The following is a 12,557-nucleotide window of genomic DNA, read 5'->3' as shown; positions in this document are numbered from 1 at the left end:
GGCCGGGGCCGCCGTTCGGCAGCCCCCGGCTCCGCGCCCCTCGCCGGGGCCTTCGCGGCCCGGCCGTCCACCTCCCCGCTCAGCCGAGCCGCTCGGCCAGACCCCCCGTCCAGCGCACCTCGTCGCCCGCCGTGATCAGCAGGGCCTCCACGTCCGGCAGCGACTCCAGCCAGGCCAGACCCTCCCGCGACCCCATCGCGAAGGCCGCCGTGGCCCAGCAGTCCCCCCACGTCAGCGACGGGGTCACCACCGTCACCGCCACCAGGTCCGTCACCGCGGAGCGGCCGGTGGCGGGATCGACGATGTGCGCACCCCGCTCTGCCGTGCCCGACGTCGCCACCGACAGCTCCCGCGCCCCCGCCGCCGACACCACCGCGGCCAGCCCTCCGGGCCGCAGGGGATCCGCCACCCCGACCCGCCAGGGCCGGTCCTCCCCGGGCGCGCCCAGCAGCTGCACATCGCCGCCGCCGTTCACGTTCACCCCGGTGGCGCCCGCCGCCGCGAGCACCCGCGCGGCCCGCTCCACCGCCCAGCCCTTGACGATGCCGGTCGGATCCAGCCGCCCTTCGTAGCGCGGACTGAACCAGCCGTCGCTGACCCGCTCCGCCTCCGCCGCCAGCTCCAGCACCTCGGCGACCTCCGGATCGCACTCGGCGAGCGTCAGCTCGCCCCGCGCCAGCCGGGAGATCTGGCTGTCCTCGCGGTAGGTGCTGAACACCTCGTCGGCCCGGTGCAGCCCCGCCACCGCTTCCTCCAGCGCCGCCCGCACGGCACCGGGTTCCCCGCCGCGGACGTCGAAGGAGAAGACGGTCCCCATCGTCTCCACCACCCGACGTTCCGCGGCGGGCGCCTCGGCGGCCCCGGCCACCACGTCAGCCACCCGCCTTGTCGAGCGCCGACTGCAGGGACTTCTTGTATCCGGCGCTGGTGTAGGTGGCTCCCGAGACGGCGTCGATGCCGGCGTTGCCGGCGGTGACCGCGGCTTGGTTGAGCTTGGGGATGGCGTTGGAGGAGATCTGGTCGCTCTGGCCGCCCTTGGGGGCCTGGACGGCTTCGGCCTTGGTGATCTTTCCGCCGGTGACGGTGATGCGGACCTGGACGGGGCCGTACTGGGTGTCGGCCACGTCCCCGGTGACGGTCCGTGCCTGCGCCTCGCCGCCACCGCCTCCGCCCGCCGCGGCCCGGGCCTTGTCCAGGGCCGACTGGAGCGACTTCTTGTAGCCGGTGCTCGTGTACGTCGCCCCGGACACCGCGTCGATGTCCGCGCTCTGCGCCTCGATCGCCGCCTGGTTGAGCTTCGGAATCGCGTTGGAGGTGATCTGGTCGCTCTGGCCGCCCTTGGGCGCCTGGATCGCCTCGGCCTTGGTGATCTTCCCGCCGCTGACGGTCAGCCGTACCTGCACCGGCCCGTACTGGGTCTTGGCCGCGTCCCCGGTGACCGTGCCGTCGCCGATCGGCTGCGAGCCGCCCTGCGGCGACTGGGCCGCCGCCGGCGGGGCCGCACCCCCTGCCGCCTCGGCCGCGCCCGGGTCCGAGGCCGGCTTCAGCGACAGCAGCAGCACGATCCCGGACACCGTGGCGGCGGTGGCGAGCACGGCACGCCGGACGGGGTGAGACTTCCTCATCGCTTCTCGAGCTCCTGAACTGGGTCCTGATGGGGTGGAGAGAACGTGGCCGGCCCGTCGCTCACATCTCGAACGACTCGTGGTGGATACGGCGTGCCGGGACACCCGCGCCGCGCAGCGCCTCGTACACCTGCTGGGCGAAGCCGGGCGGCCCGCACATGAACACGTCGTGCTTGTCGACGTCCGGGATCTTCCGCTTCAGGCTCTCCGCCGAGATGTCCGGCCGCTCCCCGTCGGGGCTGTTCACCGCGTACATCAGCCGCGCCCCGCGCTCGTCGGCGATCTTCGCCAGCTCGTCCCAGAGGGCGAGGTCCTGCGTGCTGTTGGCCCGGTACAGCAGGGTGATGTCACCGGCGGCGCCCGGCAGGGTCTCGAACAGCGCCCGCATCGGGGTGATACCGACCCCGCCCGCCACCAGCAGCACCTTGCCGCGGCTGCGCCGCTGGGCGGTCAGCGCGCCGTAGGGGCCCTCCGCCCACACCCGGGTGCCGGGCTCCAGCTCGCGCAGCCGGGAGCTGTGGTCGCCGATCGCCTTCACGGTGATCCGCAGCAGATCAGGGCGGGGCGCCGCCGACAGCGAGTACGGGTGGGAGCTGAACCGCATCCCCGGAGCGAGGAACCGCCAGCGGAAGAACTGCCCTGCCTCCGCGCCGATCCGGTGCAGCCGGCGCCCGCGGATCAGCACCGACACGATGCCCGGGGTCTCCTCGATGACCGCCTCGACCCGCATCCGGTGCCGCAGGTTCAGCCGGATCGGGGTGAGGATCCGGTACCACAGCACCATCGCGGTGACCCCGCCGTACAGCCCGTACCAGAAGGTCTTCGCGGACGGCTCGACGGCGAACTCGTTGCCGGTGGTGATCTGGTGCCAGAACGTCAGATACACCGCCGCGTAGGTCAGCAGGTGCACGTGGTACCAGCCGTCGTACGGCAGCTTCCGCCGGATCGGGCCGATGGAGATGAAGGCGATCACGAAGAGCAGGCCGGTGCCGATCGCGGCCTTGCCCATGTCGGGCAGCGTGTCGATGGAGGTGATGGTCTGGTCGACGATGTCGCCGAGTGACTTGCCCGCCTGGAGCGCGTAGCCCCACATGGTGAGGAAGACATGCGCGATGACCAGGCTGACGGTGTAGCGGCCGCTCATCGCGTGCCAGCGGGCGACCCGGTCCGAGCCGACCCGGCGTTCCAGAGCGGGCACCCGCGCCATCTGCAGCACCACCAGGGCCATCAGATAGCCGGCCAGCAGACCGGTGATCCGGCCCGCGGCGACGATCTTCCCGGTGGTGTCCGCGATGGACGGGGTGTTGCTCCACCACAGCCACAGCACGGCCACCGCGCCCGCACCCACGGCGAGCAGCAACGGGACCGCGGGGGAGCGGCGCGGACGGATGCGGCGCATCGTCTGGCGGCGGGCGGCGCGGCCGCCGGCGAGCGTGGTGGTCACGGTGCCTCCGTGGGGACTTGACCCTTGGCCCACAGATACGTGCCGTGACGCCTGAGTGTTCAGACGTGATCGAGGTGCTGGTGAGCTGCGTACCCGGTTCAGTACCGGGTGATCGCCGTTCGTTCAGTACCGGGTGATCGCCGTGCGGCCCGATTCCGTGCCGATCGCGAGATGCGGGGCGCGTGCGGGGTCGGCCCAGCGCAGGATCCGGCGCATCGCGTCCTTCGGCACCGACACGCATCCCGCGGTCGCCCCGCGCCCGTCGACGTGCAGGAAGATGCCGGCACCCCGGCCGCGCACCGGGCGGTGGTAGTTGAAGGCGACGACCAGGGCGTGGGCGTACTGCGTGCGATAGGTGATCAGACGCTCGGCCTCCGTGGCCCGGCAGTCCGCCGCCCGCGGCTCGGTCCAGCGGTTGTAGTGCCGTGAGCGGTTGTCCTGGCACCACCAGGAGTCCGCCCGTACGGGGCGGTAGCGGTACCGGGTCCCGCGCGGCGCCGCCTCGATGCCGAAGGCGTACGGCACCCCGTACAGCCCGGTCGGTGTGGTGCTGGTGCCCTGCCGCCGCGCGGCGCCCTCCACCAGTCCGTTCGCTCCGAAGCGTGCCGGTGCGGAGCCGGCCGCCACCCAGCGTCCGCTCTTCCGGTCCCACCAGGTGACGGTGCCCTTCGTCGAGCCGGTCTTCGGCGCCACCGCGGTGATCAGCTGCGAGCCGCCCCCGGTGTCCGCCATCCGGTCGGGCAGCGGCGCGGACGGCCGCGCGGCCCCGAGCGCGAGCAGCGACAGCGGGGTGAGCACGGCGGCGAGAAGGCGGGCTCCAGGGCGCATGGCTCAGACCGTAGACGGCGGCATCGGCGGCGGCAGCCCGGATGGTCCGTCCAGGTCCGCCCAGGTCCACCGGGAGGGCCGTCCAGGTCCATCCGGGGTCCCCGTCCAGGTCCGGGCAGGGTCCTCCGGGGGGCGATTGACGAATCATGCGGACTCCTGCATACTCATGCACGTCAGCGAATGCACTGTGAGGAGAACCCCGTGACCGAGCGCGTCGTACTCGCCTACTCAGGCGGTCTGGACACCTCCGTCGCCATCGGCTGGATCGCCGAGGAGACGGGCGCCGAGGTCATCGCCGTTGCGGTCGACGTCGGCCAGGGCGGCGAGGACCTGGACGTCATCCGCAAGCGCGCGCTCGCCTGCGGTGCCGTCGAGGCCGAGGTCGCGGACGCCAAGGACGAGTTCGCCGAGGAGTACTGCCTCCCGGCGATCAAGGCCAACGCCCTCTACATGGACCGGTATCCGCTGGTCTCCGCCCTGTCCCGGCCGACGATCGTCAAGCACCTCGTCGCCGCCGCCAAGAAGCACGGCGCCACCACCGTCGCCCACGGCTGCACCGGCAAGGGCAACGACCAGGTCCGCTTCGAGGCCGGCATCGTGGCCCTCGCCCCCGACCTCAAGTGCATCGCCCCGGTCCGCGACTACGCCATGACCCGCGACAAGGCCATCGCCTTCTGCGAGGAGAAGGGCCTGCCGATCGCGACCACCAAGAAGTCGCCGTACTCCATCGACCAGAACGTCTTCGGCCGGGCCATCGAGACCGGCTTCCTCGAGGACATCTGGAACGCCCCGATCGAGGACATCTACGAGTACACCCAGAACCCGGCCGCCGTGCGCGAGCCGGACGAGGTGATCATCTCCTTCAAGGAGGGCGTCCCGGTCGCCATCGACGGCAAGCCCGTCACCGTGCTGCAGGCCATCCAGCAGCTCAACGAGCGGGCCGGCGCCCAGGGCGTCGGCCGGATCGACATGGTCGAGGACCGGCTCGTCGGCATCAAGTCCCGCGAGGTCTACGAGGCCCCCGGCGCGATCGCCCTGATCACCGCCCACCAGGAGCTGGAGAACGTCACCGTCGAGCGGGAACTCGCCCGCTACAAGCGGCAGGTCGAGCAGCGCTGGAGCGAACTGGTCTACGACGGCCTGTGGTTCTCCCCGCTGAAGCGGGCGCTGGACGGCTTCGTCAACGAGGCGAACCAGCACGTCACCGGCGACATCCGGATGACCCTGCACGGCGGCCGCGCGGTGGTGACCGGACGGCGCTCCGAGCAGTCGCTCTACGACTTCAACCTCGCCACCTACGACACGGGCGACACTTTCGACCAGTCCGCGGCGAAGGGCTTCATCGACATCTACAGTCTGTCGGCGAAGATCGCGGCCAAGCGCGACCTGGGCTGAGCGCCGCCGCGCGGCGCACCGCACGGGGGCGGGCCGGCTGCGGCCGGTCGCGCCCCCGTCCACCACCATTCCTTGAGGAGCACAGTCAGTGAGCAGCAACAGCGGTGACGTACGGCTCTGGGGCGGGCGGTTCGCCGACGGGCCCGCCGAGGCCCTGGCCAAGCTGTCCGCCTCGGTCCACTTCGACTGGCGGCTCGCGCCGTACGACATCGCCGGTTCCCGGGCGCACGCCCGCGTGCTGCACCGGGCCGGGCTGCTCACCGAGGACGAGCTGACCCGCATGCTGGCCGGGCTCGACCAGCTCGAGGCCGACGTGGCCGACGGCACCTTCACCGGCACGGTCGCCGACGAGGACGTCCACACCGCCCTGGAGCGCGGCCTGCTGGAGCGCCTCGGCCCCGAGCTCGGCGGCAAGCTCCGCGCAGGCCGGTCCCGCAACGACCAGGTGGCCACCCTCTTCCGGATGTATCTGCGGGACCACGCCCGCATCATCGGCGGCCTGATCGCCGACCTCCAGGACGCGCTGATCGGCCTCGCCGAGGCACACCCGGACGTGGCCATGCCCGGCCGCACCCACCTCCAGCACGCCCAGCCGGTGCTCTTCGCCCACCACGTCCTCGCCCATGTGCAGGCCCTGTCCCGGGACGCCGAGCGGCTGCGCCAGTGGGACGAGCGCACCGCCGTCTCCCCGTACGGCTCCGGCGCTCTGGCCGGCTCCTCCCTGGGCCTGGACCCGGAGGCGGTCGCCGCGGACCTCGGCTTCGAGCACGGCAGCGCGGCCAACTCCATCGACGGCACCGCCTCCCGCGACTTCGTCGCCGAGTTCGCCTTCATCACCGCGATGATCGGCGTGGACGTCTCCCGGATCGCCGAGGAGGTCATCATCTGGAACACGAAGGAGTTCTCCTTCGTGACCCTGCACGACGCCTTCTCCACCGGCTCGTCGATCATGCCGCAGAAGAAGAACCCGGACATCGCCGAGCTGGCCCGCGGCAAGTCCGGCCGCCTCATCGGCAACCTCACCGGCCTGATGGCGACCCTCAAGGCCCTCCCGCTCGCGTACAACCGCGACCTGCAGGAGGACAAGGAGCCGGTCTTCGACTCCATCGACCAGCTGGAGATCCTGCTCCCCGCCTTCACCGGGATGATGGCGACCCTCACCGTCCACCGCGAGCGCATGGAGGAACTGGCCCCGGCCGGCTTCTCCCTCGCCACCGACATCGCCGAGTGGCTGGTCCGGCAGGGCGTGCCCTTCCGCGTCGCCCACGAGGTCGCCGGCGAGTGCGTCAAGGTCGCCGAGGCGGAGGGCAAGGAGCTGGCCGACCTCACCGACGAGCAGTTCGCCAAGATCTCCCCGCATCTCACCCCGGAGGTCCGCTCGGTCCTCGACGTGCCGGGCGCCCTGGCCTCCCGCAACGGCCGGGGCGGTACGGCCCCGAGCGCGGTCGCGGTCCAGCTGGCGGAGGTCAAGCAGGACGTGGCCGCCCAGCACGCCTGGGCCACGGCACGCAGGCGGAGCTGACGGACGCGCGGGACACCGGGCGCGCCGAGCGAGCCGACTCGAAGGGCATCGCGGGTTACGTTGGTCGGAAGGCTGAACCGGAACCGACCGATCGGAGCCCTCGGTGCCCTTCGCGCGACTGGCCACGGCAACCACCCCCACCTGCCACATCGGACTGGGCCTCGCCGCCGTCGGCCGCCCCGGCTACATCAACCTGGGGCGTGACCGGGACCTCGGGGAGGAGCGGAGCGTGGAGGCCCTGCGCGCCCGCACCCATGAACTCCTCGACGCCGCCTACGCCCAGGGCGTCCGCTACATCGACGCCGCCCGCTCCTACGGCCGTGCGGAGGAGTTCCTCGCCGGCTGGCTAGCCGCCAACCCCGGCATCGACGACGTCGTCATCGGCAGCAAGTGGGGCTACACCTACACCGCCGACTGGTCCACCGACGCCGAGCACCACGAGATCAAGGACCACTCCCTCGCCACCTACGAACGCCAGCGCGCCGAGACCGACGCGCTGCTCGGCGAGCGGCTCGACCTCTACCAGATCCACTCGGTGACTCCGGACAGCCCCGCCCTCACCGACAAGAAGCTGCACGCCGAGCTCGCCGAGGCGGCGGCCGGCGGCCTGACCGTCGGCATCTCCACCAGCGGCCCGGCCCAGGCCGACGCCATCCGCGCCGCGCTCGCCGTCGAGGCCGACGGCCAGCCCCTGTTCCGTACCGTCCAGGCGACGTACAACCTGCTGGAGACCTCCGCCGAGCCCGCCCTCGCCGAGGCCCACGACGCCGGGCTCACCGTCATCGTCAAGGAGGGCATGGCCAACGGCCGCCTGGCCGACCCCCACGCCCCGCAGATCCTGCGCGACGTCGCCGCGGAGACCGGCCTGGGCTGCGACGCCGTCGCTCTTGCTTGCATCCTCCGCCGGCCCTGGGCCGGAGTCGTCCTCTCCGGGGCGGCCACCGTCGTCCAGCTCACCTCCAACCTGCACGCCCCGGCCGTCGACCTCACCGACGAGCAGCTGGACCGCCTCGCCACGCTGACCGAGGACCCGCACTCCTACTGGCAGCACCGCGGCAGCCTGCCCTGGCACTGAGCCACATCCAGCACTCTCACCTGCCGACCTCTGAAGCCACACCCAGCACTCTCACCTGTCCAGCTCTGAGACTCACACGCCCCGAGTGAGACAAGAATGTCTCACATGGTCTATCCTCGTCTCATGGCTGTCGATCGTGACCATGTGCTGCGCAGCGCCGCGGCCCTGCTGACCCGCAAATCCACCGCGACCATGGACGAGGTCGCCAAGGCCGCCGGGATCAGCCGCGCCACCCTGCACCGGCACTTCGCCGGACGCGACGCACTCGTACGAGCGCTGGAGGCGCTGGGGATCGCCGAGTGCGAGGCCGCCCTGGAGGCCGCCCGCCCGGAGGAGGGCCCCGCCGAGGACGCCGTGCGGCGCCTGGTCGCCGCGATCGAACCGCAGGCCGGCCTGCTCGCCTTCCTCTACACCGAGAACCAGCTGTTCGAGGGCGAGGAGCAGAACGCGGGCTGGGCCAGGATCGACGAGCGCATCGCCGCCCTGTTCCGGCGCGGCCAGGAGAGCGGCGAGTTCCGCATCGACCTCACTCCGGCCTGGCTGACCGAGGCGCTCTACGGCCTGCTCGCCTCCGCCGCCTGGGCGGTGGCCGAGGGCCGCGTGGCCCCCAAGGACTTCACCCGCATGGTCGTGGAGCTGCTGCTCGGCGGCACCCGACGCCAGAACGACACCGCACCCAGGAAGGAACCGAGGAAGGAATCATGACCAGCACCCTGCAGCCGGCCGACAGCACCGGGGCGGTGAAGCGGCCCGGACGGTGGCTCGCGCTCGGCGTGCTGGTGCTCGCCGTGCTGCTGGTGGCCGTGGACGCGACCGTCCTCGGCCTCGCCACCCCGTACATCAGCGAGGATCTCGAGCCCACCGGCACCCAGCTGCTGTGGATCGGGGACGTCTACTCGTTCGTGATCGCCGGTCTGCTGGTCACCATGGGCAGCCTCGGCGACCGCATCGGCCGCAAGCGCATCCTGCTCCACGGCGCCACCGCGTTCGGCGCGATCTCCGTGCTGAACGCCTACGCCACCACCCCCGAGCTGATGATCGTGGCGCGTGCCCTGCTCGGTGTCGCCGGCGCGACGCTGATGCCGGCCACCCTCGCCCTGATCCGCAACCTCTTCCACGACCCGCGCGAGCGCAGCCTCGCCGTGGGCATCTGGGGCGCGGCCGCCTCCGCCGGTACCGCGATAGGCCCGATCCTGGGCGGCTTCCTGCTGGAGCACTTCTGGTGGGGCTCGGTCTTCCTGATCAACCTGCCGGTGATGGCCGTCCTGGTCCTCGTCGGCATCAGGATGCTGCCCGAGTCCAGGAACCCCAGCCCCGGCCCCTGGGACCTGCTGAGCGTGGTGCTGTCGCTGGTCGGCATGGTCGGCCTCGTCTACGCGGTGAAGGAGGCCGCGGCCCACGGCGTCACCTGGACCACCGCGGCCGCCGCCCTGCTCGGCGCCGCCGCCCTGCACGGCTTCGTGCGCCGCCAGCTCACGCTCCCCGTGCCCCTGCTGGACATGCGGCTCTTCCGCCACCGCGGGTTCAGCGGAGCGGTCCTGGCGGACCTGCTGACCATCCTCGGCCTGTCCGGCCTGGTGTTCTTCCTCTCCCAGTACCTGCAACTCGTCCAGGGACGGCGTCCCTTCGAGGCCGGCCTGGCCGAACTGCCCGCCGCGCTCGGCGCGGTGGCCGCCGGCCTGGTCGCGGGCAGGGCCGCCCGCCGCTTCTCGGTGCGCTCGGTCGTCTCCGGCGCCCTCGCCGCGATCGGCCTCGCCCTGGCCGCGCTGACCGTCATCGGCCAGTCCACCGGCTACCCCCTGCTCGGGACGGCACTGCTGGTCGTCGGCCTGGGCGCCGGCTTCTCCTTCACGGTCACCGCCGACGTGATCCTCTCCAGCGTGCCCAAGGACCAGGCGGGCGCGGCCTCCGCCGTCTCCGAGACCGCCTACGAACTCGGCGCCGCCCTCGGCATCGCCGTCCTCGGCTCCATCGTGACCGGCGTCTACCGCGATTTCACCGGCCCCGCGGGCACGCCGCCCGCCGCCCGTGAATCCCTGGGCGGCGCAGTGGAAGCGGCCGCGCACATGCCCGCACAGACCGCGGCCCCCATGCTGGAAGCGGCCCGGCAATCCTTCGTCGACGGCCTCACCCTCGCAGCCGGCGCAGGCGCGGCAGTCCTCCTCGCCGCCTCGGCAGCAGCCTGGTTCATGCTCCGCAACGAACGCCTGGAGACCCACCCCTGAGGAACACGGGGCGCCTCGACAGTCAACGTGCGCGCAGTTCCCTCAGGGGCGCGGGGAACCGCGCACTCAAGCCGTACCGACCTGACCTGAAAGCCAGCTCCAGCTCAGCGAACCGGCCTGACCGGCGGAGCTAAGCCGCCTGCTTGGCCTTGCTCGCATACATGTCCACGTACTCCTGCCCGGACAGCCGCATCACCTCGGCCATCACCGAGTCGGTGACCGCCCGCAGCACATACCGGTCCCGGTCCATCCCCTCGTACCGGGAGAACTCCATCGCCTCACCGAAACGGACCGTCACCCGCCCCGGCCGGGGCAGCCCCCGCCCGCCCGGCTGCAGCTTGTCCGTCCCGATCATCGCGAACGGCACCACCGGCGCGCCCGTCATCAGCGTCAGCCGCGCGATGCCGGTACGGCCCCGGTACAGGCGCCCGTCGGGCGACCGGGTGCCCTCCGGGTAGATCCCGAAGATCTTGCCCTCCTCCAGCACCCGCCGCCCGGTCATCAGCGCCGCGACACCGCCCCGGCCGCCGTCGCGGTCGACCGGGATCATGCCGACGCCGGTGAAGAACCAGGCCATCAGCCGGCCCTTCAGCCCCTTGCCGGTGACGTACTCGTCCTTGCCGATGAAGAAGACCTGCCGGTCGCAGACGAGCGGGAGGACCATCGAGTCGATGAAGGTCAGATGGTTGCCGGCCAGGATGACCGGACCCTCGGCCGGGATGTGCTCCGCGCCCTCCACCTTGGGGCGGAACATCAGGCGCATGATCGGGCCGAGCACTGCCTTGATGAGCGCGAAGCGGGACAACGGGCCCTCCGGTGGGAAGCGGACGTCGATGGATGCCGTATTGAGTCTGTGCAGGTGAGGACATTACTCGCGGCCCAGGCGGTTGCGCACATCGGGCTCACGGGCTTAACCGAGGTCTTACTCACTGTTGACGCGGGTTCACCTGCGGCCGCCCGCCGCACCGGCCGTGCGACATGTCCGTCACGCTGTGACGGAACTCGCCCGGATCCGCATACCGGACGCCTGCCCCGCTCCGCCCGGCCGAATCCGACGCAACGTCACAACCCCGGCGGAATACGACAGGCATACGACGGACGCAGGACACGCGACACCACCGGTGTGTTCGTCCCGAGGTCTCCCGAACGTCAACCGCACACACCTACGATCGGCCCGCACTGAACCAGCCGACGGCAGGAGGGCGCTCATGAGAACGCGGGACAGCCGGGAGACCGAGCGGACGGGGGAGCGGGACGAGCGGGCGGGCGGCACCGGACGCCGGGCGCTCCTCGGCGCGGCGGTGCTCGCGGCCGGCGGTACGGCCCTCGGACTGGGCGGCACCGCATCGGCCGCCGAGTCCGGCCGCGGCGGCGGGCGAGGCGGCCTGAAGAGCCTGCCCGTCCCGGCGATCATCGGTCACCGGGGGGCCAGCGGCTACCGGCCCGAACACACCCTCGGCGCCTATCAGCTCGCCCTCGACATGGGCGCGGACATCGTGGAGGCCGGCGACCTGGTCCCCACCAAGGACGGTCACCTGGTCTGCCGGCACGAGCCGGAGATCGGCGGCACCACCGACGTCGCCGACCACCCCGAGTTCGCCGGCCGCAGGACCACCAAGACCCTGGACGGGGTCTCCGTGACCGGATGGTTCACCGAGGACTTCACCCTCGCCGAGCTCAAGCGGCTGCGCGCGGTCGAACGCATCCCGCAGAACCGGCCGCACAACACCCTCTACAACGGCCGCTGGGAGATCCCCGCCTTCGAGGAGGTGCTGCGCTGGCAGGACGAGCAGACCCGCAGGCGCGGCCGGCAGGTGTGGATCTACCCCGAGCTCAAGCACCCCACCTACTTCCGCAAGCTGGGCCTCGGCCTGGAGGAGCGGGTCGCCAAGGTGCTGCGCAGGCACCGCAAGGACGGCCGGAACGCCCCGGTGATCCTGCAGTCCTTCGAGCCGACCAGCATCCAGCGGCTGAACGAGCTCGTGGACAACCCGCTCGTGGTGCTGCTGTCCACGGCGGACAGCCGGCCCTGGGACTTCGTCGAGTCCGGCGACCCGCGCACCGTCGCCGACCTCATCACCCGCGAGGGCCTGAAGGAGATCGCCTCCTACGCCCAGGGCATCGGCCCCACCCTCGACCTGATCATCCCGCGCGACGCGAGCGGCCGGCTGACCCGGCCGACCACCCTGGTCCGCGACGCCCACAGCGCCGGGCTGATCCTGCACCCCTACACCCTGCGCAACGAGAACCCCTTCCTGCCCGCCGACTTCCGCAAGGGCACCGACCCCGACGCCTACGGCGACGTCTTCGGCGCCTACCGTGCCTACTTCGCCACCGGCATCGACGGGGTCTTCACCGACCAGCCCGACACCGGGCTGCTCGCCCGGGAGGACTTCGTCAACGACTGAGGGCCCATGCCCCCATGGGGTGACATCCGGCCGCC

11 protein-coding genes are annotated in these 12,557 nt (G+C 72.0%); 6 read left to right on the top strand and 5 right to left on the bottom strand.

The annotated features are described in order from the left end of the window. Positions 1 to 79 precede the first annotated feature (79 nt). The 4 genes from ABD207_RS03135 to ABD207_RS03120 form a co-directional block, all read right to left on the bottom strand. Positions 80 to 817 (bottom strand): FAD:protein FMN transferase, encoded by a 738-nt coding sequence (locus ABD207_RS03135; RefSeq protein WP_344010059.1) that lies wholly within the window; start codon positions 815 to 817, stop codon positions 80 to 82. Positions 818 to 872: 55 nt separating this feature from the next. Beyond that, positions 873 to 1,625: an FMN-binding protein gene (locus tag ABD207_RS03130; RefSeq protein WP_344009853.1), complete on the bottom strand. Its 753-nt coding sequence runs from the start codon at positions 1,623 to 1,625 to the stop codon at positions 873 to 875. A 61-nt stretch (positions 1,626 to 1,686) separates the two neighbouring features. Beyond that, complete coding sequence (locus tag ABD207_RS03125; protein WP_344009852.1) at positions 1,687 to 3,069, bottom strand: ferredoxin reductase family protein; 1,383 nt, start codon at positions 3,067 to 3,069, stop codon at positions 1,687 to 1,689. Between the two features lie 123 nt (positions 3,070 to 3,192). Continuing rightward, the gene (locus ABD207_RS03120) at positions 3,193 to 3,897 is read right to left on the bottom strand and encodes a L,D-transpeptidase family protein (protein WP_344009850.1); all 705 of its coding nucleotides are present in this window, start codon (positions 3,895 to 3,897) and stop codon (positions 3,193 to 3,195) included. Positions 3,898 to 4,098: 201 nt separating this feature from the next. Here ABD207_RS03120 and ABD207_RS03115 point away from each other — a divergent pair, with 201 nt between their 5' ends. The 5 genes from ABD207_RS03115 (at position 4,099) to ABD207_RS03095 (ending at position 10,114) form a co-directional block, all read left to right on the top strand. Beyond that, positions 4,099 to 5,292: an argininosuccinate synthase gene (locus ABD207_RS03115; RefSeq protein ID WP_344009849.1), complete on the top strand. Its 1,194-nt coding sequence runs from the start codon at positions 4,099 to 4,101 to the stop codon at positions 5,290 to 5,292. Positions 5,293 to 5,380: 88 nt separating this feature from the next. Continuing rightward, entirely contained in the window at positions 5,381 to 6,814 is a 1,434-nt protein-coding gene (argH, locus tag ABD207_RS03110; RefSeq protein WP_344009848.1) for an argininosuccinate lyase, read from the top strand. Positions 6,815 to 6,917: 103 nt separating this feature from the next. Beyond that, positions 6,918 to 7,889, top strand: a complete 972-nt coding sequence (locus ABD207_RS03105; RefSeq protein WP_344009847.1) for an aldo/keto reductase — start codon at positions 6,918 to 6,920, stop codon at positions 7,887 to 7,889. Between the two features lie 123 nt (positions 7,890 to 8,012). Then, complete coding sequence (locus tag ABD207_RS03100) at positions 8,013 to 8,594, top strand: TetR/AcrR family transcriptional regulator (protein ID WP_344009845.1); 582 nt, start codon at positions 8,013 to 8,015, stop codon at positions 8,592 to 8,594. Then, positions 8,591 to 10,114, top strand: a complete 1,524-nt coding sequence (locus tag ABD207_RS03095; protein WP_344009844.1) for an MFS transporter — start codon at positions 8,591 to 8,593, stop codon at positions 10,112 to 10,114. The genes ABD207_RS03100 and ABD207_RS03095 overlap by 4 nt, the downstream gene beginning before the upstream one ends. Before the next feature lie 130 nt (positions 10,115 to 10,244). On the opposite strand, the gene ABD207_RS03090 is transcribed toward ABD207_RS03095, so the two are convergent. Further along, the gene (locus tag ABD207_RS03090) at positions 10,245 to 10,919 is read right to left on the bottom strand and encodes a lysophospholipid acyltransferase family protein (protein WP_167990580.1); all 675 of its coding nucleotides are present in this window, start codon (positions 10,917 to 10,919) and stop codon (positions 10,245 to 10,247) included. Between the two features lie 403 nt (positions 10,920 to 11,322). Between ABD207_RS03090 and ABD207_RS03085 the strand changes: the two genes are divergently transcribed. Beyond that, positions 11,323 to 12,522, top strand: coding sequence for a glycerophosphodiester phosphodiesterase (locus ABD207_RS03085; RefSeq protein ID WP_344009842.1), 1,200 nt, complete (start codon positions 11,323 to 11,325; stop codon positions 12,520 to 12,522). Positions 12,523 to 12,557 lie beyond the last annotated feature (35 nt).

The organism is Streptomyces thermospinosisporus (assembly GCF_039526425.1).
Lineage (GTDB): Bacteria > Actinomycetota > Actinomycetes > Streptomycetales > Streptomycetaceae > Streptomyces > Streptomyces thermocarboxydovorans.
This window is presented reverse-complemented; position numbering and strand designations above follow the sequence as displayed.